The 23,759-nt window shown below is 44.8% G+C and carries 17 protein-coding genes and 1 pseudogene; 3 read left to right on the top strand and 15 right to left on the bottom strand.

What is annotated here, in order from left to right; genetic code table 11:
- Positions 1–74: 74 nt before the first annotated feature.
- Positions 75–6,446, bottom strand: a pseudogene (locus R7F64_RS11410) (retention module-containing protein); the annotation flags it as partial.
- Positions 6,447–7,307: 861 nt separating this feature from the next.
- Here R7F64_RS11410 and R7F64_RS11405 point away from each other — a divergent pair.
- On the top strand, positions 7,308–7,559 hold the full coding sequence (locus tag R7F64_RS11405; protein WP_005376619.1) for a YgjV family protein: 252 nt from the start codon (positions 7,308–7,310) through the stop codon (positions 7,557–7,559).
- Between the two features lie 88 nt (positions 7,560–7,647).
- Here the strand turns inward: R7F64_RS11405 and R7F64_RS11400 are convergent, their stop codons facing one another.
- Both R7F64_RS11400 and R7F64_RS11395 read right to left on the bottom strand, forming a co-directional pair.
- On the bottom strand, positions 7,648–7,929 hold the full coding sequence (locus R7F64_RS11400) for a DUF2218 domain-containing protein (RefSeq protein WP_005376622.1): 282 nt from the start codon (positions 7,927–7,929) through the stop codon (positions 7,648–7,650).
- Positions 7,930–7,970: 41 nt separating this feature from the next.
- Positions 7,971–9,977 (bottom strand): TonB-dependent siderophore receptor, encoded by a 2,007-nt coding sequence (locus tag R7F64_RS11395; RefSeq protein WP_005382608.1) that lies wholly within the window; start codon positions 9,975–9,977, stop codon positions 7,971–7,973.
- Between the two features lie 116 nt (positions 9,978–10,093).
- On the opposite strand from R7F64_RS11395, the gene R7F64_RS11390 reads away from it, so the two are divergent.
- Entirely contained in the window at positions 10,094–11,062 is a 969-nt protein-coding gene (locus R7F64_RS11390) for a helix-turn-helix domain-containing protein (protein ID WP_005376626.1), read from the top strand.
- Between the two features lie 87 nt (positions 11,063–11,149).
- Positions 11,150–11,536, top strand: coding sequence for a Cu(I)-responsive transcriptional regulator (gene cueR / locus R7F64_RS11385; RefSeq protein ID WP_005376627.1), 387 nt, complete (start codon positions 11,150–11,152; stop codon positions 11,534–11,536).
- A gap of 42 nt (positions 11,537–11,578) precedes the next feature.
- Here cueR and vctC read toward each other — a convergent pair whose 3' ends face one another.
- From vctC to rbsA, 12 genes are all read right to left on the bottom strand, one after another.
- The gene (gene vctC, locus R7F64_RS11380; protein ID WP_017635379.1) at positions 11,579–12,334 is read right to left on the bottom strand and encodes an iron chelate ABC transporter ATP-binding protein VctC; all 756 of its coding nucleotides are present in this window, start codon (positions 12,332–12,334) and stop codon (positions 11,579–11,581) included.
- A gap of 2 nt (positions 12,335–12,336) precedes the next feature.
- The gene (gene vctG / locus R7F64_RS11375; RefSeq protein WP_213869848.1) at positions 12,337–13,287 is read right to left on the bottom strand and encodes an iron chelate uptake ABC transporter permease subunit VctG; all 951 of its coding nucleotides are present in this window, start codon (positions 13,285–13,287) and stop codon (positions 12,337–12,339) included.
- Positions 13,280–14,215, bottom strand: coding sequence for an iron chelate uptake ABC transporter permease subunit VctD (vctD, locus tag R7F64_RS11370; protein WP_017820306.1), 936 nt, complete (start codon positions 14,213–14,215; stop codon positions 13,280–13,282). The genes vctG and vctD overlap by 8 nt, the downstream gene beginning before the upstream one ends.
- Before the next feature lie 22 nt (positions 14,216–14,237).
- Positions 14,238–15,146 (bottom strand): siderophore ABC transporter substrate-binding protein, encoded by a 909-nt coding sequence (locus tag R7F64_RS11365; protein WP_005376635.1) that lies wholly within the window; start codon positions 15,144–15,146, stop codon positions 14,238–14,240.
- A gap of 163 nt (positions 15,147–15,309) precedes the next feature.
- Complete coding sequence (locus tag R7F64_RS11360) at positions 15,310–15,990, bottom strand: Crp/Fnr family transcriptional regulator (RefSeq protein ID WP_318071699.1); 681 nt, start codon at positions 15,988–15,990, stop codon at positions 15,310–15,312.
- Between the two features lie 134 nt (positions 15,991–16,124).
- Entirely contained in the window at positions 16,125–16,856 is a 732-nt protein-coding gene (locus R7F64_RS11355) for a nucleoside phosphorylase (protein ID WP_017635382.1), read from the bottom strand.
- Between the two features lie 10 nt (positions 16,857–16,866).
- Positions 16,867–17,598, bottom strand: coding sequence for a nicotinamide riboside transporter PnuC (gene pnuC, locus R7F64_RS11350; protein ID WP_025767870.1), 732 nt, complete (start codon positions 17,596–17,598; stop codon positions 16,867–16,869).
- A gap of 499 nt (positions 17,599–18,097) precedes the next feature.
- Positions 18,098–19,120: a substrate-binding domain-containing protein gene (locus R7F64_RS11345; RefSeq protein ID WP_005373138.1), complete on the bottom strand. Its 1,023-nt coding sequence runs from the start codon at positions 19,118–19,120 to the stop codon at positions 18,098–18,100.
- A gap of 35 nt (positions 19,121–19,155) precedes the next feature.
- A complete protein-coding gene (gene rbsK / locus R7F64_RS11340; protein WP_047101385.1) occupies positions 19,156–20,073 on the bottom strand; it encodes a ribokinase in 918 nt (305 codons plus the stop codon).
- Between the two features lie 223 nt (positions 20,074–20,296).
- Positions 20,297–21,175, bottom strand: coding sequence for a ribose ABC transporter substrate-binding protein RbsB (gene rbsB, locus R7F64_RS11335; RefSeq protein ID WP_005373143.1), 879 nt, complete (start codon positions 21,173–21,175; stop codon positions 20,297–20,299).
- A gap of 85 nt (positions 21,176–21,260) precedes the next feature.
- Complete coding sequence (gene rbsC / locus R7F64_RS11330; protein ID WP_005382618.1) at positions 21,261–22,244, bottom strand: ribose ABC transporter permease; 984 nt, start codon at positions 22,242–22,244, stop codon at positions 21,261–21,263.
- A complete protein-coding gene (rbsA, locus tag R7F64_RS11325; RefSeq protein WP_005373147.1) occupies positions 22,241–23,746 on the bottom strand; it encodes a ribose ABC transporter ATP-binding protein RbsA in 1,506 nt (501 codons plus the stop codon). The genes rbsC and rbsA overlap by 4 nt, the downstream gene beginning before the upstream one ends.
- Between the last annotated feature and the right edge of the window lie 13 nt (positions 23,747–23,759).

The following is a 23,759-nucleotide window of genomic DNA, read 5'->3' as shown; positions in this document are numbered from 1 at the left end:
ATGACAATTTATACTGTGTCTAATTTTTTATATTCGATAATAAAAGACTATTCATCTAACTAATTAACCAAGACTAGACCCGCAACAGGATCAGCGGTTGAATCCAGTTGATAGCTCACCACTCGGTCAGAGCCTTGTGTGGTAGTAAACGCGCCTTCAACGAACACAGCGTCAGTTTGGTCTGAGCCCACGCCGCTAAGGTCATCTTCATCGACACTCAACGCATCCACCGCTGTGATGGTCGGTACATCATCAACAATCGTGACTGGAATGGTTTCAGTAACGGTGTCGCCATCGAAGTCGGTTGCGATAATTGGGAAGTTGAGTGTCAGCTCATCACTATCAACCGCGTGATCAATTGGCCCTTCTAGCGTGAAGTTATAAGAGCCATCAGTATTCACTGTCAGCGTAAAGACCGCTTCAGAGCCCGCTGTTGCTTCGTAGGTAAAACTGCCATCACCATTTGCAGTTTCTGTTAGCGTGACAGCCACACCTTGCGAGGTTAAACCGTCAACTGGTGTTGATGTGCCATCGAGTTGGTAGCTCACCACTCGGTCTGAACCTTGCGTGGTGGTGAAGTTACCATCAATAGAAATCGGGTTGCTTTGGTCTGAGCCAATTGACGCTAGATCATCTTCATCAACCGTAATGGAATCCACGTCAGTAATAACTGGCTTATCGTCTACGATCGTCACTGGGATAGTGGCATTTGTGGTGTCGCCATCAAAGTCGGTCGCGATGATTGGGAAGTTCAGTATCAACTCATCACTATCTACTGCGTGGTCGATTGGACCTTCAAGCGTGAAGTTATAGCTACCATCAGTATTCACTGTCAGCGTAAAGACCGCTTCAGTACCCGCTGTCGCCTCGTAAGTAAAGCTGCCATCACCGTTTGCGGTTTCAGTCAGCGTGACGGCCACGCCTTGTGATGTAAGGCCGTCAACTGGTGTTGCAGAAGCATCAAGCTGATAGCTCACCACTCGGTCCGAGCCTTGTGTGGTGGTGAAGTTGCCATCGATTGAAATCGGGTCAGTTTGATCTGAGCCAATCGTGCCTAAATCATCTTCATCAACGGTAATCGCATCGACATCGGTAATGGTCGGCTTATCATCCACGATGGTGACTGGGATCGTTTCTGTGGTGGTATCACCATCAAAATCCGTCGCGATGATTGGGAAGTTCAGTGTCAGCTCATCACTGTCTGTCGCATGGTCAATTGGCCCCTGAAGCGTGAAGTTGTATGAACCATCCGTATTCACGGTCAGCGTAAATACGGCTTCAGTTCCTGCTGTCGCTTGATAAGTGTAGCTACCGTCGCCGTTTGCAGTTTCCGTCAGCGTCACTGCCACACCTTGCGATGTTAGGCCATCAACTGGCGTTGCAGCAGTATCTAATTGGTAGCTTACTACCCCATCAGAACCTTGCGTTGTAGTGAAGTTGCCATCGATTGAAATTGGATCTGAGCCGTCAGAGCCAATCGTCGCTAGGTCATCTTCATCCACACGGATTGCGTCTACGTCAGTGATGGTTGGTTTATCATCAACGATAGTGACAGGTAACGTCTCCGATGAGGTGTCGCCATCAAAGTCTGTTGCGATAATCGGGAAGTCGATTTGCAGACTGTCGCTATTCACCGCATGGTCTAGTGGACCTTGCAGTGTAAAGTTGTAGCTGCCATCTGGCTTCACAATCAATTCAAATACGGCATTGCCATCTGCCGTGGCTGTGTAAGTAAAACTACCGTCGCCGTTAGCAGTTTCAGCAAGCACGACAGGCTCACCATGAGAGGTCAACCCAGATACTGGATCTGCTGTTGCATCAAGCTGGTATTTAACAACGCTGTCTGAGCCTTCAGTTGTGGTGAAAGAACCCGACATAAACGCATCATCGTTTTGGTCTGAGCCAATTGAGGCGAGATCATCTTCGTCCACCGTGAGTGGAACAACGTTGTCGATAGTTGGAACGTCATCAGTAATCGTGACGGGAATGGTCGCGGTCGTCGTATCGCCGTCAAAGTCTGTTGCAATGATTGGGAAGTTCAGTACTAATTCATCGCTGTTTAACGCGTGATCGACCGGCCCTTCCAGACGGAAATTGTATGTGCCATCAGCATTCACGTTCATGGTGAAAACCGGATTGCCATCCGCGGTAGCCACGTAAGTAAAGCTGCCATCGGCATTCGCCGTCTCTACCAAAGTAACAGGCTCACCTTGAGAAGTTAAACCTGCGACAGGATCAGAAGTTGAATCAAGTTGGTAGCTCACCACACGGTCTGAACCTTGGGTGGTCGTAAACGCGCCTTCAACAAACACAGCGTCGCTTTGGTCTGAACCAATGCCTGATAAATCATCTTCGTCTACAGCCAGAGGCACAACATTATCGATGATTGGTGCATCATCCGTAATCGTGACTGGAATGGTCGCCGAAGTCGTATCACCATCAAAATCGGTGGCAATAATTGGGAAATCAATCGTCAGGCTGTCGCTGTTAGCTGCATGGTCAATCGGGCCTTGCAGCGTAAAGTCGTAAGTACCATCTGCTGCTACATTCAACGTGAAGACAGGATTGCCATCTGCGGTCGCAACATAAGTAAAGCTGCCATCACCGTTGGCGGTTTCCACCAAGGTAATCGCCTCACCTTGAGACGTTAGCCCCGCAACAGGATCAGCCGTTGAATCCAGTTGATAGCTCACCACTCGGTCAGAGCCTTGAATAGTGGTAAACGCGCCTTCAACGAACACAGCGTCAGTTTGGTCTGAGCCCACGCCGCTAAGGTCATCTTCATCGACACTCAACGCATCCACCGCTGTGATGGTCGGTACATCATCAACAATCGTGACTGGAATGGTTTCAGTAACGGTGTCACCATCGAAGTCGGTTGCGATAATTGGGAAGTTGAGTGTCAGCTCATCACTATCCACCGCGTGATCAATTGGCCCTTCTAGCGTGAAGTTGTAAGAGCCATCAGTATCTACTGTCAGAGTAAATACTGGGTTGCCACCCGCAGTCGCTTCATAAGTGAAACTACCATCACCATTTGCGGTTTCTATCAGTGTGACAGCCACGCCTTGCGATGTTAAACCGTCCACTGGTGTTGCTGAAGCATCGAGTTGGTAGCTCACCACTCGGTCAGAGCCTTGTGTGGTAGTAAAGTTGCCATCAATAGAAATTGGATTGCTTTGGTCTGAGCCAATTGACGCGAGATCATCTTCATCAACCGTAATGGTGTCGACGTCGGTAATAACAGGCTTATCGTCCACGATTGTCACTGGGATAGTGGCATTTGTGGTGTCGCCATCAAAGTCTGTTGCGATGATTGGGAAGTTGAGTGTCAGCTCATCGCTATCTACCGCGTGGTCGATTGGACCTTCAAGCGTGAAGTTATAGCTACCATCAGTATTCACCGTCAGCGTAAAGACCGCTTCACTACCCGCTGTCGCCTCGTAAGTAAAGCTGCCATCAGCGTTTGCGGTTTCAGCCAGCGTAACTGCCACGCCTTGTGATGTAAGGCCGTCAACTGGTGTTGCAGAAGCATCAAGCTGATAACTTACCACTCGGTCAGAGCCTTGTGTGGTGGTGAAGCTACCATCAATAGAAATCGGGTCAGTCTGGTCCGAACCAATCGTGCCTAAATCATCTTCATCAACAGTAATCGCATCAACATCGGTAATAGTTGGCTTATCATCCACGATGGTAACAGGCAATACGATTTGGCTTGTGTCACCATCGAAGTCTGTAGCAATAACGCTAAAATCAAGGGTTAAGCTGTCGCTATTTGCCGCATGGTCAATTGGACCTTGCAGCTCAAAACTGTACGAGCCGTCGGTATTCAAAATTAATGTGAAAACTGCACTGCCATTTGCCGTTGCGCTGTAGGTGTAACTGCCATCTGCATTTTGCGTTTCGGCAATGGAAACGGGTTGACCTTGAGATTGCAGGCCATTTAAAGAATCAGCGTTTACATCCAACTGATACTGTACGACGCCATCAGAACCTTGAGTTGTCGTAAACTGACCTTCGACCAGCGTTGACTGTGATTGGTCAGAGCCTACCAAACTTAAGTCATCTTCATCGACGGTAAGAGCGACAACGTCATTAATGGTTGGCACATCATCGGCAATGGTTACCGGTAGAACAAGTGAACTGGTGTCACCGTCAAAGTCCGTTGCGACAATAGTGAAGTCTAGAGTTAAGCTATCGCTACCCACAGCATGATCGATTGGACCTTCAAGGGTAAATGAATAAGAACCGTCAGGGTTCACTTGTAAGGTGAAGATAGCGTCCCCTTCTGCCGTTGCAGAATAGGTAAAGCTGCCATCTGAATTGGTTGTTTCCGTCAGAGAGATAGATCGCCCCTGCGATTCCAACCCATTGAGTGGATCAGTGCCGCTCTCTAATTGATAACTTACAACACGGTCTGAGCCCTGAGTCGTCGTGAAGCTACCTTGCGCGAACACAGAGTCGCTTTGATCGGAGCCAATGCTTGATAAATCGTCTTCATCGACGGCTAGCGCATCAACGCCATCAATCGAAGGAACGTCATCTTGAACTTGAATGACAATTTGCGCAGCTTCTGGTGTGTTCGAACCTTCGGTAATAGAGGAGCGGTCACCATCCGCATCTACCGCGTAAACTGGCAGTGAGAAAGTGAGCGAGTCATCGTTAGCACCCGTATGGTCAAGTTGTTCATACAAGTTGAATTGGTATTCGCCCAATGCAGGTGCATCAATCGCCACATCAAATACGGTAATACGCACACCATCCAGCTCGATGAAGCCTTCGTAAGTACGTACGCCGTTACTCTCGGACGCTAGTTCTAGTTGAACAACCTGCCCTTGAGATTGGAGTTCTCCACCAACATTGAACTCTGTAGGTTCCAACTCATAGTGATCAATGATGTCACTTCCGACCGCTGTCGTGATCGACCCAGTACCACTTGTTACTGCCGCGCCTTCCTGTGAACCTTGGTCAACCCCCGCCTCATCTAAAGACAAGCCCGTCACGTTCTCAATCACTGGGTTATCGCCATCGAGGATGGTCATCGTAAAGGTGTTGCTTGCCGTATCTTGGTCATAGTCGACGATTGTGGTTGGCAAAGAGAGCTCAATCGTATCTTCACCGTTTGTTTGTTCTAACGGCTTAAATTGCTCAAATTGGTAGGTACCATCAGTATTCAAACTGATGGTTAAGACGGTTTCATTCGAGCCCGCAATGGACAAGGTGATAGTACTGCCGTCTTCAGAGAGTACCGCTTCTGTCGCCTGATTATCACTCAGTAGGCCATCGAACTGACTAAGTCCTTCTTGATTAAACGTGACCGTTGCCAATTGATCACTACCAATATCAACAAAGGTGCCAGTAATTGGTGCAGAAGAAGATTCAACGTTTTCAAAAGTAACGTTCTGCGGCGCAGGATCATCGCCATCAATAACGGTTGTCGTAAAATCGATAGGCGCTTGAATGCTGTTACCACCAATATCTGCACCTGTAATATCAAAAGCAATATTGATTTGATCACCGACGATCGATACTTGGCCATCAGCAACAGACGCAACATGGTCAACGCCCTGGCTAATCGTGGTAACGACTTCTAACTCTAAATCACGGCCTACAGATGTCGCTTCGATCTCGATACGAAGCACTTCGTTACCTTCTTGAGTACCGATAATGGCATTTTGCGCTTCGTCATAAACGAACGCCACTGGCTGACCACCAGAGGTAATATCACTGTTAAGCTCAGTCAACAAAGACTCTAAAGAAGACGTTTCGGGTACAAATGAAGCAGTATCAAGTGCGAGATCCCCTGCTTCAACCAGCACACTAGACGAAATGGTTTGCGGGTAGCTTGATAGAGAAATTGAGCCTTCTGTTACGCTAGATTGCAGTGACTGCCCACCATCAGCAAAAATCGTGACATTCAAACCGTCATCTTCGTCGCGATCATCTTCTCCGCTGCGAGTCGCAGACGTTTCAAAAAAAGTAGAAGCGAGTACTTCCGGGTTATTATATTCAACCGTCACGTAGCCAGCATTAGCCGAGCCTTCAGCACCTGCGCCAGCAGCTGTTGCTTCTAAGATAGCGGTAGGGTCAGCTCCGTCTAAAATAGCTTGCTGGATAGCGGCAATATCGTTGGCGTCGAAGTCAGCACTTCCAATAGCCGTTGGGTCAAAAGTCACCAAGCCATTAACTGGAGATTGTACCAATACTGGTTCTAACGGTTCAGAAGAAGGCACAGGAAGACAAGCAACACAATTTGCATCGACCAGATAAAGCTCATTATTTATCTGTACGTCGAGAGAAGCATTATTTTCTGTGATAATAATCTCGCCAGGTCTTAACTCATCCCCCGCTTTTATGACCTTAACGTTTCCATCCAGGCCCAAAACCAAAACTTCACCTTTGACAGCATTTACAATCGCGCTCTGCGGTACCGTGTGCGTACTCATCTGACCTCCGCTAATGGCTTACGTTTCCCATTAACCTTTTTAGATAATTTCTTATTAATTTAGTGCGGCATACTGCACACCTTTATGCGATTAAACTAAGTATTGAATCATTAAACAATCGATAAATACCCTACTACCGAGCAACATAAGTAAAACTTACTCGTAGTCACAGAAATGTGACACATGTGCTGACGCGTAGATATCGAATAATTATATGAAATTGATACCTTATTCTAATTAAGTGTAGTTGTTTTAAGAAAAGAAGAGAGATGAAATCATTCAGCTAAACGCCAGACTGCCGGTTGCGATCAATAATGGAAGAAAAGCAATGAGAATGTTGTATACACCGGAGCGTGATGACAGCTTAATCAATAGCGGTGACGAAAAAAACGTAACGATTAAATATTGAACAACATAAATTGCAGGACAAAATGCAACGATAAAAAAGTGGCTTACGATATGAATCCCCGCACACCACGAGTTCGGTTTTGTTCTGATATACAGCAAAAAAAACACGAGCAAGCTAATAATAAAATACATAAACACAGCACTTGAAAATAATTATCATTTTCAATCATATGTAAATATTCCCTTACTTTCAATGGTGTTTGAGCTATTAATGTCATCGTTATTATCAATCAACACAATAAGTAAAATTATCAGTAATTCCAGTCCTAAACGTTTGCGTAATCGCTAACCTTCTCTTAACCTTGATTTGAGGCTTTTATCACGGTTTTTCCATTGATATAGTGCGTCCATACAACAAAAAAAGACCATTCGAGGCATGGAGCTTCCTCATTAATCTCAAGATGAGAAGAATTGGTACCGACAAAATTCGGCAGATTTTAAGAGGGTCAAAAAATGGACATGAATATGGTTGAGATTTTAGGTTATGCAGCTTCAATCATGGTCGCTATTTCGCTAACTATGAAAGATATTGTTAAGCTTCGTATCCTTAACTTTATTGGTTGTGCGCTATTTACTGCTTACGGACTAATGATTGATTCTTGGCCTGTAGTACTAACTAACGGTTTTATAGCTTGCGTTAACATCTACTTCCTAGCAAAAATGCAGCAGGAAAAAAAAAGCCTAGAGCCTGAGAAAGCGCAATAGCATTCAAACAATAAAAGCCCGCAAATCATAAGATTGCGGGCTTTTGCTTTTAACATTCCCTTTCTATCACAGCATCCTTAAACGAGCGCTAACGAACCCAGCTAAGTGCTAATGTTTCTCGACGAGAAAACATGTCCACATGCGATGAAATGATCGCCTTAACCGTATTCAGTTTCTCTTCTGAATCCGCCTCACAGGTTATAGTTAGGCTAGATGCACAAAGGTTAAACTCCGCTTTTCCCGTCGGAAATGTCACCAAACCGCTATTTTCATTCCAAGTAGCGGGAACCTTTCGTCCAAAATGCCGACAAAGCGTCACTAAGTATTTGTCAGCGTGTTCACTATCTATTCGGGTGCTTTCTTTAATCATGAACTTACTCGTTACTTTGAAACGTCCTATGAAGAACCTTGTTAGAATTGATAAGCTGCAGAGAGCTTGAAGTTGCGACCCGGCTCGTAGTCATCAAGCGTGAAGCCACGTGCAGTACCCGAACGAGACGCATGAGAGCTGTACAACTCGTCAAATACATTATCAATACCAAAGGTCACCGACAGTCCATCAATATCAGACGGCACCCATTGAGCGTATAGATTATGCACATCATAACTTGCTTTCTTTGGCTGACCATCAAAGACGTTGTCTTCCTCTAGAACAAACATTGAGTTCCACCCGAAGATCGTTTCTAAAGCGTCTGACTGGTAATCCAAAGTTAGAGCAATGCTATCACCCATATCAATGCTACGCCCATTGCCCCCAGCAACAGGACCACCAGTATTCTTGTTTTTGGTGTCCGACTTAGAGTAAGAAAGTTTGCTGTTAAACTTGTCGTAACCATAAGAAGCACTTGCCTCAAAGCCTTTAATCTCAACATCACCTAAGTTGTAAATCAGGTAAGTTTGAGTCGCGTTTTGGTACTGGTCTGCAATGTAATCATCAATTTCCGTTTGGAATACCGTAATATTCGCCCCAAAGAAATGCTTATCAAAGGTTTTATCAAAACGAACACCACCCTGCGTGTTCAATCCCGTTTCTGGCTTTAACCCATCCTCTAAAAATGCAACGTCTTGGTAAGCAATAAAGGTTTCCATTAGCTCTGGACCTTTAAATAGAGAACGTGCACTCGCAAACAACGTCCAATCTTGCGTCACCGCCCACTCTGCAGCTAGAGCCCAAGTCACATCATCATAATTACTGGTTCCTGTCTCAGCTTTGCGTTTGTAATCATCAAAGCGCATACCTGCGGTAATAAAGAAGGCATCAGAGAAGAAGAACTGATCTTCTACAAACAGTGCGGTTGAAATCGCCGATTCGTCCATAAACTTACGACTACCGTAGTAACTCGAAGACGTTTTATCCATGTAGTCGAAGCCATAAGTGACTCGATTATCAAACTCACCTAACATAACATCTGACTGGAATTTGCCATTCAAACCAAAGTTTTGGTTTTTGGCGGTGTTCTTTGATAAACGGTTCGAGGGCCAACGAGGGGCCATCACCGTTTCGTCACGTTTAATTTCTGTCTCGGTATTATAAAGAGTGACGTTTCCTTGGTGTTGTTCGCCTCGCAACTCGTAACTCAAGGTAACGGTATCGCGGTCATAATCCGTAGGGATAAGTAACTTGCTCGACAGGCTATTATTTGCACTACCCGACATATCAGGACGCGGACTGTAATCTCCACTGTCTCGGTACATGTCATAAGAGAGCTCAAAACGATGGATGTCATTTAGTTCATACCCTAGCTTAGCCAGAATGTTGTAAACATCACCTGCAGCACCATAGGTTTTATTGCCATCACCATCTTCAAAATCATCACGCGTAACGTAATGGCCATAGACCATCGCATCAATGTTTTCGGACAAAAGTCCGTACAGTGTCAACGAACCTTGTTGGTTGTCGTTGGATGCATAGCCGCCATAAACACGCGCACCAAACTTTTCATCGTAACGAAGTAAGTCACGAGCGTCTTTCGTTTCAAAGTAGACCGAACCGCCTAACCCGTTTTGAGTCACAGAGTTATTACCTACCTGAATGTCCGCAGATTTGAGAATGTCAGGGTTCAACGTCAAGTTACCAATATGATGGAACATGCTCGCATGCTGAGAAGCACCGTCAAGACGAATGTCCAAATCGGTTTCGCTCAAACCACGAATCGTAATACGTTGATTCACAGAGTGTGTGCCACCAACATCCACACCGGGAATATCGCGCAGTAAATCAGACATATGATCCGCTTGCTTCAGTGACATGTCGTCCGCAAACATCGACTCAGTGTTGCTGGAAACTTTCGTTCCCCATACAACGACCTCTTCAAAATGTGACTCAGTATCTTGAGCTAAAACAGGGGTTGATAGCGCCATTCCCACTGCAAGGCAAAGGCTTGAAAGCTTGATAGGTGAACAAGCAGGGCTTTCCATAACTTCATTCCTAAATATTAATGATAATAATTCTCAGGTATAATAAGCATGAGTTTTATAAATACAAAGGCGATTTGGTTATGCGAAATCGCACAAGTGTTATGAGGAAGTGTCAAATGCAGGAAGTCACAACAAAACGAACTAAAATTGCCAAGATAGCTTTAACCCAAAGACTAGAGGCGACAGAGAAACAATGGATTGTCACGCAAGGCCAACCTTGTCAAACTCAACTGGCCGAAGGTAAGTTCCTATCATATCAGTACAATGATCAAATTTTTGTTCATGGCGGGCGCTGTCTAGAACTTATTGATTCGAATATTGTTTCTACTGCACACGCCTCACTGCTGGTCACTATTCTTTTAGAAGGTAGACTCTCGTTTGGCTACGACGATTTGCAATTTGATTTAGACGCGAGCGACGGCCCTAAGGGTGTAGTGGTGAACTTACTCAAACCTGCAAATTTTCGTCGTTCACTGCTCAAAGATAACCTCATTAATAAGATCAACATATTGGTTAAGCCCCAATGGCTAGAGGCCCGCCTTGAGCAAAATTGTAGCCATCGAGCCTTTTTTAACTCTCATCAGGCGTTTCAACAGTTGGAGCTTAACCAGACGCTATGCGAGCTGGCTGACACGTTAACAAATAGAGAAACACCGCAAGAGTTCCAAGAGAAGCTAGAGGTCGAAAGCTTGATCTATCAAATATTACATCAAGCCACCAAGCAAATTCCTAAGAATTTCAGTGCTAAAAACAGCAGTATTGAACGACACATTGATGGTCGGATTGAGGATATTGTCAGCTATATTGAAACTCACCTTGATCAAGAACTACGCTTGGAAAAGTTGGCGAGCCAATTCTCAATGAGTGTTTCAAACCTGCAGCGCCGATTTAAACAATCACTTAATATGACCATAAACGGCTACATTCGTTTTCGACGTCTTGAGATTGCTAGGCAACATTTGGAACGTGGCCTAGTGACGATAACAGAAGCCGCCTATGAAGCCGGATACCACCACCCTTCTAACTTCACTTATGCCTTCAAAAAGGCATTTGGTGTGCCACCACATGAAGTGATTAAAGAGTAAGGGGACTCTAGGTAACTGACTGTTATTTAGGAGTGTCTTATCCACAACATCGGTATATACTCGCCTTAAACGTTATGGAGGTTAAACATGAATATTGGTGCTGTCGCGAAGCTCACAGGGCTTTCATCTAAGTCGATTCGATTATATGAAGACAAAGGGATCATATCTCCACCAGCGCGTAGCGACTCTGGCTATCGCGAATATTCAGATAATCATATTCAAGAGCTTAACTTGGTATCACGCGCCAAAAGCGCAGGCTTTTCGTTGCAAGAATGCAAAGAGTTCGTACAACTTGCTCATAACCCCAACCGCAAAAGTAGCGAAGTAAAAGCAAGAACCATGGACAAACTGAGAGAGGTTGAAGAAAAAATTGCACACCTCATGGAGATCAAAACGCAACTTGAAGGTTGGGTTTCTTCTTGTCCTGGAGATGCAGAGAGCCGATGCCCAATCATAGACGAGCTCACCAAGTAAGCCCGCCTATCTATTGATCTCGTTAAAAACGAACTAGCTCGCTTAATGATAAGTACACATGCGCTTACCGTTTAACTCTATGATGTTAAATGGCGTTTCGTAGATGTCCTCTAGCGTAGACGCTTGAATAACCTCTTCAACCGCACCACTCGCCACAACTTTACCTTTCTTAAGCGCCAATATGACATCTGAGTAACACGCCGCGAAATTAATATCATGAATCACGACCACCATGGCTTTATTCATGTCATGGGCTAACTGCTGCACAACTTTCATGATCTGAAGAGAGTGTTTGATATCTAAGTTATTAAGAGGTTCATCAAGAAAGACATAATCTGTATCTTGTGCAATCACCATAGCAATAAATGCAAGCTGTCGCTGACCACCACTTAACTCATCCAAGTATTTGTCTTGAATATCTTGCAAATCTAAGTAGTCGATCGCTTGTTCTATGACCTCATGATCTTCTTTAGTCAGATTTCCTTTAGAGTATGGGAAACGACCAAAAGAGACTAACTCTTTTACGGTAAACCGCATTGTAATCGAGTTAGCTTGGCGAAGTACTGCCAGTTTTTTCGCTAGCTCTTTCGTGTCCCATTCCGCGATTTCCTTGCAATCAATGATAACACTACCGCCATCTCGCTCCGTTAAGCGCGAGGCCATAGATAACAGCGTGCTCTTTCCCGCGCCATTTGGACCGATAATCGATGTTACCTTGCCCTTTTCAAACTGAGTATTGGCCTCGTCTACGACTTTGTTTGAACCGAAAGCCTTCGTTAATTTGTCTATTACTATCATATTTATACAACTTTGTTTTTCAGCAGCAGGTATAAGAAATACGCACCGCCGATAAAGTTAATTACGACACTCAACGTCGTCTCAAAACTGAACACGTTTTCGATTATCCATTGCCCCGCAAGTAATGAACTGATGGATAAAAACGAACATCCGACCAATAGCGTTTTATGTTGGTAACTTCGGAACATTTCTCGGCTTAAGTTGGTCACTAGTAAACCAAAGAACATGATTGGCCCTACCAAAGCCGTAGAAATAGCAATCAAAACCGCCGAGATAATAAACACATTTCTCGTCACTTTAGGTACATCAACACCCAAACTTTTCGCATTGTCTTGGTCGAGCCAAAACACATCTAAAGTGCGATGCATCCTAAACAACAACCAACATGCAAACATCAAAGCCGGAGCACTAAAGTAAACCAAGTTCACTTTGACATTATTGAAACTGGCGTACAGTTTCGACTGAACAAATGCATATGTGTTTGGGTCCATCAGCAAAGAAAAGAATGACGCCGCATTGGAAAATAGCTGACCAAAGATCAAGCCGACCAATAGCAACGTAATCAGGTTCTTGCTGCCTTTTGAAAAGTAAAACCCAAACAGCAGTAGCGAAAACGACACCATTACAATGACTGCAATCGCGAAATTGACGTACAAGTTAAGCACCAAGGTACTCAACCCACCAAAAATCAACACGATCAATATTTGGGTTAACACATACAGCGCATCAAAACCCATGATACTTGGCGTTAAAATTCGGTTGTGCGTAATGGTTTGAAATACAAGTGAAGACTGAGCAATGGCCACACCCGCTAGCACTATCGCCAATACTTTAGGAACTCTACGAGACAAAAAATATTGGTAGTTGTCAGCCGTTAGCCCAATACCAATAAACAGACACGCGAAAAGAATCGCAATGCCACCTAGCAGCAGGATTTTCGTTGAATCACGCATGTTGCTTACCTCGCAACAACATAGCAATGAATACCACGCCACCCAATATGCTGATCACGATAGAGATTGGCATTTCATGAGGGAAAATAATTAAACGACTCACCAAATCGCAACACAACACTAAAATGGCCCCATACATGGCCGTAAGCGGAATGTTCTTTTTGAGGTTATCGCCATAAAAGTGACTCACGAGATTCGGTACAATCAGCCCCAAGAATGGCAACTGGCCAACAATCATCACGACACTTGCTGACATGATGGACACCAATAGCACGCCAATCGTCACAACCTGCTGATAATTCAAACCCAAGTTAATCGCGAAATCTTTTCCGATACCTACGGCAGAGATCCTTGCGGCAAAAAGATAGCTGAGGATAACCATTGGTACCGCGATGTACAGCAGTTCAAAATCACCACGCAAGATGTTGGCGAAGTTTGCGACTGTCCAAGCATTCAGACTTTGAAGTGCATCATATTTGTACGCGATAAACGTAGTCATGGATTGGATGACATTGCCGAAAATAATCCCGACAAGAGGCACAAAAACCACGCTCTTAAATTGAATGCGCTGAATAAAGAAAACAAACGCTAGCGTCCCAAATACCGAGATGCCAAATACGAGCCAAAGGTGATTATCATTACCAAAGAAAACCACGCTCAGTACGTAGCCCAACATGGCACATTCGATCGTACCAGTTGTAGAAGGTGCAGCAAATCGGTTCTGGCTGATTTGCTGCATGACAAGACCCGCAATACTCAAGCCAGCACCAGCAAGCAGTATGGCAAATAAACGTGGTATACGGCTGGTAAAGAAAAGCTCTAATGCTTTCTCATCACCTGAAAAGAGTTGTTGGGGCGTCATGTTTGCCACCCCAACAAATAACGAAACCGTGCTTAAAACCACAAGGGTTAGCAATAACTTCTTCAAAGTTAACCTCTGCTATCTTGGATTACAGTTCAACGGTTTGCTTTATCTCACTGACCATTTTTTCTGTTGCTGTCACACCAGACATCGACAAGTACCACGCGTCCACATCTAAATAAGTGATTTTATGATTTTTATATGCCGCAGTCGCTTTGACTAAGTCGTTATCCATGGATTTACGAATATCGTTATCCGGCGTACCTGTCAGAGAATTTCGGTCAACCACGAGAATATTTTTCGGGTTAGCTTCACGAATAAACTCATAAGAAATGACATCTCCGTGAGTGCCCGTTTTCACGTGCTCAACCGTTTCCAAGAAGCCAAAGTCGTTATAAATGACGCCAAATCGCGACTGGGCACCAAACGCGCTGATGTTGTCACCCATGCTCAAAATCGTTAATGCATCATTTTTGTTCGATTGGTTGTAGTCACGGATTGCTTTGAATTGAGCATCTAGCGCTTCAATTTTCTGCTCTACTTTTTCTTCGATATTGAAGATCTTACCAATATTGCGCCATTGCGCTTGCGTGCCTTCCCAATAGCCTTGGTTCTCTTTCGCCGCAAAAACAACTGTAGGGGCAATTTCACTCAGCTCTTCATATTTCGCAGACGCTCGCGGACCAACCAAAATCAAATCCGGTTTTTGCATGTAGATGGTTTCAAAATCAGGTTCAAACAAACTACCCGCAGAGGTGTAGTTATCTTTGCTGTATTTTGAAAGGTAACTAGGAAGATTAGAAGAGTTAGATACTGCAACAGGATCGATACCAAAGTTGTCCAGCGCATCTAGCGGGCCAAAGCCAATCACAACCACACGCTCTGGGGATTGTTCTAGCTCTGTTTGACCCATGTAGTGGTCAATCACAACTTTAGCAGCGAAAGAAGGAGAAACAGTAAATAACGACAGCATAGCCGCACCAACGAATTTTTTCATTTTGTTAAGCCTTAATGAGATCTATTATCATACGCGTTCGCAATATAACGCTACTCTTTAATGCATTCAACAAAATTTAAGGTACTTTACATTAGTTACGTTTACTCAAGACTTAGATATATCAAAGACTTATAAAACCCATCAGTTCCAATACCTGGGCGTATCATTCATGCGCTTCAATAAACGCTTTGAATGCCAGCTCATCAATAATCTCCAAACCGTTGTCCGTTTTTGTAATCAATCCCTTTTCAATCAAGTCCTTAACTGCACGTCGATAGACTCGGCCTGAGGTACCAAACCGCTCAGCCTCTTGGTTCACTTTATCAAAACCACCAAGCAACTTATCCGTCTGATTACGGACGAGAAGATCATAGGCAATGTTGTAAGTAATGGGATGCAACAAACGATTAGTGTAGATATCCATGGAGTCTTGATAATCCTCAGCCAATGCTGAAGCGAAGAACACCATCATTTGGGGATGATTTTGCAGTGCTTCGGTTAGTTTTTGGATACAGATAACATCAACCTGCATATGTTCATCTGCTATCACATTCCATTGACAAGGAGTCTGAGTGAAGAACTCCATTTCACCATAAATATGATAGTCGCAGTTAGCTTCCCCTAATTGAAAACGTCGTCCATTTGCGGCCAATATGTTCATCGAGACTCGACCTACTGGCACAACATACAAGTACTGAAGTTGCTCACCTTGGCGGAGAATTGCTTCCCCAGCATCAAAGTAACGCGAATTTATTTGGCATTGATAAATCAAATCGCGAAAGGTGGCACTCTTTTCTTCAAGGTATGTTTTGAAGCGACCAGTCGGATAAGGGCTGATTTTCATTTTCTGCTCTCTCAGAAAAAGTTACGGACAACTATTTAAGGTGGATTGTACCCCGTAACTCCAAATAAAAAAGCGACAGTGAGCTGTCGCTTTACATCTATTCTGTTTATGTGACTTACTGAGATAGAGACTGGCTAACGCTGAGCAACCAAGGCTTCTAATGCCGTAATCGCGGCACTCTTCTCACCTTGCATCATTACTTTGGCTTCATCAACGTACTGACCAACACCTTCTTTTACATCTTGTTGATACAGCACCACGTTGTTTAATATCGAAGCCACATGAAGGCCTCGTAGTCGACCGACCGTAAACAGCGCAGAGGTTTCCATATCGGCACCTAAGATGCCTTTCTTGTTCCAATGTTGGCATATTGCATCTTCGTCATCGGTATAGAAACTGTCGTGAGAACGCACCACACCAAAATGATAATGCACTTTTTGCATCGACAAGTAACGCTCAACTTCCTTTAACAGTGAAAAGCTTGCGTAGGCTGGATAAGACGAATCGACATACGCTTTAGAGCCGCCCTCATCTCTTACCGCGCCTTCGGCAATGATCAACTCGCCAAGGTGAATGCCTGATTGCATTGCCCCCGCCGATCCAACACGTACCACATGAGTCACACCGCACTGTTTTAGCTCTTCCACTGCGATGATCATCGATGGCGCACCTATACCTGTACTACACACTGAAACAGGCTTGCCTTTGTAGTTGCCGGTAAACACACGGTACTCGCGGTTTTCCGACACCATTTCTGCATCATCAAATAATGCCGCGATACGATTCGCTCGATCTGGCTCGCCGCATACAATAACGAGGGGAGCGATTTGTGTTTCATCCACTCCGATATGAGGTTGTTTGGCCATTTTTCGTTCCTTACGCAGCAGCGTGCGCTAAGGTTTTATCGCCATTGCGCTTAGCGCTACGAGCCCACTCACGCGTGCCATTGGCAGCGATGAACATAAGAATCGCGTACTGAACAGACATTGCGTAAACACCTTGCGTCGCGTAGATACCCACACTGATAATATTAATCACGACCCATAGAATCCAGTTTTCGACGTATTTACGTGTCATCAGAATTTGTGCAACAACAGAAAGTACTGTCATGGTCGCATCCCAGAACGGAAACGCGTCAGGTTCAAGCACCGGTTCAGCCAAGCCAGCACCAAAGAGATTCAAGCTATCAACAGCAATGTTTGCTAGCGCAAAGAAAAATGGGTCGATATAGATCGTTAATAATGCGATACATGCAACGCTAATAGAGGCAGTAGTAATAAGTTTCTGTTTATTTAACCAGCGAACCTCCAGCGTTTCACCTTGTGCGTTTGGACGAGTCCACGCATACCAGCCGTAAATGTTCGCACAGAAGAAAAACAATTGAAGAAGCAATAATCCGTATAACTGAATTTGAAAAAAGATAACGGCAAAAAGCGTGACATTCAGCAAACCGAATAAGTAGTTGATGGTTTTTTCTTGGCTGGCAAACCAAATGCAAAGCAGTCCAAAAACGGTACCGAAAGCTTCGATCCAACTCATTGCGTAGCCGTCGCCAATCGGAATGTTAACGAGAGTATTATTAATATCGAGTAAGGCAAAGAGGTCCATAACATGTCCTTTATTATTTTGTTTGGAATACGCTTATATTAGAGCGTGATCCCCAACAAAAAGGAGGACATTTGTCCTCCTCTTGATGCACTCGATCATAATTCAGTTCAATGTTTACTTGAAAGCAATAAATGATGCTATTGAACGGTGTTGGAAATAGACGTGCCTATGAGTCCAAGCCTAGATAGCGTTTTTTGAATGCAGAAGCTGATGCAAATAAAGCTGACGCCAAAAGTGTAATAATAAAGCCAATTGCGTACTCAAATGCTTCATTAACCAGTAGCTGATAGCAGCTCACAAAAAAAATCAATACAACTGTAATAACATTAACTCGGTGAAACCAAGGGTGTTTTACAGATAACTTAGCGTAACCTTTTGATAACATTTGACTAATCCGCCAGACAACAATTAATAGTTTTATTTATAATCAACGACGATAGTAAGGCTTTATCGTATAAAGAGAAACGACTTTTTTAATTTTTTAGCTCAACATCACACGTCATTCAGTGAGGTTTGACTTTAACCTCTTGACGCTTTTTCGTTCCACTAGAGTCGGCTCTAATTGTACGACCTGTGCCTCTGTTGATTTTTCATCCAACTTTCGGACAAGAGTCTCAACGGCAGCCTGCCCCAAACGGTACTTAGGCTGATGAATGGTAGTTAGCGATGGCGACATAAATTTCGCGATATGGATGTCATCGTAACCAATAATGGATAGGTCGTCCGGCACTTTAATACCGAGCTCATTTGCGGCGTTAATCACACCCATCGCCATCATATCGTTAGAGACGAAAATCGAGCTGGGTAATGCGCCACGCTGAGCCATTTTTTTGAACGCTTGATACCCACCCTCACATTCGAAGTCAGACTCAATGATCCAATTGGCATTAAATTCCAAGCCAGCTTCGTTCATTGCTCGCTTATAACCTTCGTATCGCATTTGCGCTTGGTGTTTAATCAAAGGGCCAGTGATGCACCCAATTTCGGTATGGCCGCAATCAATTAAGTATTTCGCCGCTAAGTAACCGCCACGAAGTGAGTTGTCTTGGATTTTATCGCTTGTAAATAGCATCGGCCCCCAGTCCATTACCACAACTGGGATATCTGGGTAACGCTCAAATACATCGATACGCTCTCCTTCTAGCGACGAGCACATCAAGATCAAACCATCGACACGCTTTTGCAATAGCGTATTAATGGATTGACGCATACGTTCGTTATCACCCTCGGTGTTACATAAAATGAGGCTGTAGCCTTTTTGGTAGCAGCTGCGCTCTACGCCTTTTACGACTTCGCCAAAGAATGGGTTGGTTGAGGTTGTCACGAGCATACCAATGGTTTTGGTACGATTGACTTTGAGGCTACGCGCCAACGCAGAGGGCGCGTAGTAGTTAAGCTCTTTTGCGGCATTGTTAACGCGTTCAGAGATCTCTTCGCTCACAAAACGCGTCTTGTTAATAACATGGCTCACTGTTGAAGTGGAAACCCCTGCCAGTTTTGCGATGTCTTTCATCGTCGCCATGTTACTACTCCTATTTTAATGAGGCGTTGTGCGCCTTATTGTTCAGCGAGAAACGCGTCCACCTCTTCGCGGGTTGGAATCGACGTTTGCGCGCCAAAGCGGGTCACAGAAATTGCAGCCGCCGCATGTGCAAACTTAATCGCTGATTCTAAAGGTAAATCTTCTAGGAGACCAGTGACGAATGCCCCATTAAATGTATCGCCCGCTGCGGTAGTATCCGTCGCTTCAACGCGGAAACCCGAGATGATTTCGCCTCGACCGTTTTGGCTTAACCAAACGCCTTTTGCACCGAGTGTGATCATGACGATTTCTATACCTTTACCATGTAGCACATTCGCCGCTTCTTGCGCGCTTTCGTTGTCTGTTACAGTAATACCTGTCAGAACTTCAGCTTCCGTTTCATTTGGTGTAATCACGTCAATGCAAGACAGTAATTCATCTGACAGTTCGCGAGCTGGCGCTGGGTTCAGAATGACATTGGTTTTGGCATCTTTCGCTACACGTGCAGCTTTCTCAATGCCGCACATCGGCGTTTCCAATTGCATTAGCAAGTAATCTGCTTGGCGAATACGCTCTAAATCTGGCTCAATCGCTTCTGCTGTCAGTTTGGCGTTTGCTTCAGCTGAAATGCAAATGCTGTTCTCACCACTGTCCGACACTTGAATCATCGCGATACCTGTCGGGCAATTTGGCTGCATCTTCACACCAGTGATATCGATGCCGTCCATTTTGAAGTTTTCGCGAATGTTAATGCCGAATGAGTCGTCGCCCACACAAGCGATAAAACCTATGTCTGCATTTAATCGCGCCGCCGCGACGGCTTGGTTGGCACCTTTGCCACCTGGGATAACTTGATAGTTGCGACCATGCAGCGTCTCGCCTGGGCGAGGGAAAGAAGGCACTTGAAGAACATGGTCAGCGTTTACACTACCTAACACCACTAACTTATTCATACGGTTATCCTCGGTTCTGAATGAACCCTTTTTAAAAACTGTTTAGGAAAATACATTAGATGACTTTAACTTCTCTTCCTGACGAAGGAGTCTCGATAAAAAGCCAAAGGCATCTATACCCCACACTTTGCAGTATTTTGGGTAAATTTGCCCTCACCTCCTAAACGACAGATATAAACGGAGGAGAGAGCAAAAATTAGGATGATTTATTGGAACTTGAAACTTACTTAGTGACTACTTTTAGTGGTACTGGGATGTACTCTTCTACTTCTTCACCTTTCAAAACTTTGTCAGCCGTTTCAACACCTAAAGCACCGATAAGGTCTGGTTGCTGAGCAATAGTTGCCGCTAGTTTGCCACGGTTAACTGCTGCAATGCCGTCTTCCGTACCATCAAAACCAACGATAACGACATCTTTGCCAGAAGCTTGAACTGCGCGAAGTGCACCTAGCGCCATTTCATCATTCTGTGCAAATACCGCTTGTACATCCGGGTTAGCCGCTAGCAGGTTTTCCATTACGTTTAGACCTTTTGTGCGGTCAAAGTCAGCTGGTTGGCTAGCAAGAAGATCCATATCGCTGCCCTTCACGGCATTCATAAAGCCTTCACCGCGCTCACGCGCTGCCGATGTGCCCGCAATACCTTCAAGTTGAATGACTTTTGCTTTTTCGCCGACTTTTTCCATGATGTAGTGGCCTGCCATTTCACCACCAATTACGTTGTCCGACGCGATGTGACTCACAACTTCACCACGGCTTGCACCACGGTCTAATGTCAACACAGGGATCTTAGAACGGTTCGCCATACGAATTGCATTAGACACTGCATCAGAATCCGTTGGGTTGATAAGAATTGCTTTTACGCCGCGAATACTTAAATCCTCGATGTTCGACAGTTCTTTACTCGGGTCATTTTGCGAGTCCAGTACAATTAAGTCGTACCCCAATTCTTTCGCTTTTGCTTCCGCACCGTCTTTCATCGTTACGAAGAACGGGTTGTTTAGCGTCGAAACCACAATCGCCATGGTATCTTGAGCTTGCGCCGCTACCGATACGGTTGAAGAAAGAAGTGCAGCAGAGATAAGAGTTGCAAGTTTTTTCATCGTTCTAGTCCTTTGTGTAGGGTGAGCCAGTACACGTCCCCTGACTCGGTTTGTATTCACTGTTATATATACAGATTGTTATGAATTACTTGTTTTTGTTGTCTACCAATACCGCAAGCAAGATAACCACTGCTTTTGCAATCATTTGGTAGTAAGAAGAAACATCAAGTAGGTTAAGTGCATTGTTCAAGAAACCGATGATCAGCGCACCAATCAAGGTACCCATGATACGGCCTTTACCGCCCATCAAGCTGGTACCGCCAAGAACAACCGCTGCGATAGCGTCTAGCTCGTAGCCCATACCCGCTGTTGGCTGCGCCGAAGAAAGACGAGACGTTACAATAATGCCTGCAAGCGCTGCTAACATACCGCAGATGGCGTAGACACCAATCTTCACTCGGTCTACATTGATACCTGATAGGCGAGTCGCAGACTCATTGCCGCCTAGTGCGTAAACATAGCGACCAAAGCGCGTGTGGTTTAGTAAATACCAAGCCGCAGCGAACACAACCACCATTAACCAAACAGGAACTGGAATGCCTAGCGCGTAGCCAGTACCAAACCATGCGAACGCATCCGCGGTGTCAGTAAAGCCTGTCGAGATTGGACGACCTTCGGTGTACACCATGGTCACACCGCGTAGTAACGTCATGGTAACCAGCGTAGCGATAAATGCCTGCACCTTACCCTTCGCAATAATGATACCGCTGATCGCACCTAACGCTGCACCTGCGACTAAAGCAGTTGGAACCGCCACTAGCACCGGAACCTCAAGCGCAATCATGCTTGCCGCAAAGGCACCACACAATGCCAATACCGAACCAACACTTAAGTCGATGCCTGCTGTTAAAATAACTAATGTCATACCCACTGCGATAATGGCATTCACGGAGGTTTGACGAAGAATGTTGAGAATGTTGTCGACCGTAAAAAAGTTCGGGTTCAAAAATGACACAACAACGATCAGAAAGATCAAAGCTATCAGTGATTTTTGCTCAATCAGCCACTCTTTTGTGAACAACTTCTTGTTGCCAGTTTCGGTTGGTTTGCTCATGGTATTCGTACTCATGCTGCTTCCTCATTGATCTCTTTGCCTACGGCACAGGCGAGTAATTTTTCTTGATCGGCGTCTTTCGCATCAAATTCGCCAGTGATACGACCTTCATGCATCACTAAAATACGGTCGCTCATGCCGAGCACTTCAGGCATCTCGGAAGAAACCAAGATGATGCTCATGCCTTCGGCCTTAAACTTGTTGATGAGCTGATAAATCTCTTTTTTTGCTCCGACATCAACACCACGTGTTGGCTCATCCAGAATCAGAACTTTAGGTTTCGTCATTAACCCTTTCGCAATCGCAACTTTTTGCTGGTTACCACCAGATAAGTTGCCGATGATTTGATCTCGCGTTGGGGTTTTAATGTTGAATAACTTAATAAAATCTTCCACTGCAATCACTTCGTCGCTGTGTTGAATCTGGAAGCCTTTGGTCAGCTGGTTTAGCGAACAAAGTGACATGTTCTCCTTAACTGAAAGACCTAAAACCAAACCATCGCCTTTGCGATCTTCAGAGATGTAAGCGATACCATTTGCCAAGCCATCTTGCGGGCTAACCGGGTTAATAGTTTTGTTGTCAAGATTGATAACACCATGCTCACTAGGTAATGCGCCGTAAATGACTTTCATGAGTTCAGTGCGGCCTGCGCCCATCAAGCCAGAAATTCCGAGAATCTCACCGCGCTTGAGAGTAAAGCTCACATCCTGAACGCCAGACCCAGTCAAACCAATGACTTCAAGACAGGTTTCGCCATGTTGGACATCAATACGTGGATATTGCTCTTCTAATTTTCGGCCAACCATCATTTCAATTAGGCCATCTTCATCAGTGTCGGACACCTTGCACTCACCGATAAACTTACCATCACGAAGCACTGTAATATCATCACAGATTTCAAAGATTTCTTTAAGACGATGCGAAATGTATACGATGCCGCATCCTTGCTCGCGGAGCTCATTAATCACTTTAAACAGTGATTCCGTTTCGGTATCGGTCAGTGCGTCCGTTGGCTCATCCATAATGATGACTTTCGACTCAAACGAAAGTGCCTTTGCAATTTCCACCATTTGTTGTTCACCAAGGCTTAAATCGCCAAGCAATGTTTTTGATGAATGCTTTACATTGAGACGTTTTAAAAGCTTGTCAGCTTCGTCATACATTTTGCCCCACTGGATACGCCCTAAGGAGCCGGTGAACTCTCGTCCCAAGTAAATATTTTCGGCAATCGTCAGTTCAGGAATCAGGTTCAGCTCTTGGTGAATTATGCTAATACCAGCTTCCTGTGAATCGCGTGGACCTTTAAAGGCCGCCGGCTGACCTTGATATTGAATGCTCCCCGCATCCATGTGGTAAATGCCTGTCAACACCTTCATTAACGTTGACTTGCCTGCTCCATTTTCACCCATCAGCGCCATAACACGGCCTGGATAAACATTCAGGCTTGCTTTGTCGAGTGCTTTTACGCCCGGAAACGCCTTCTCAATTTCGCTTAGTTGTAGAATGGCTTGAGTCATAATCTGTCCTCAA

It is taken from the genome of Vibrio sp. Vb1980 (assembly GCF_033338615.1).
GTDB classification, from domain to species: Bacteria; Pseudomonadota; Gammaproteobacteria; order Enterobacterales; family Vibrionaceae; genus Vibrio; species Vibrio alginolyticus.
This window is presented reverse-complemented; position numbering and strand designations above follow the sequence as displayed.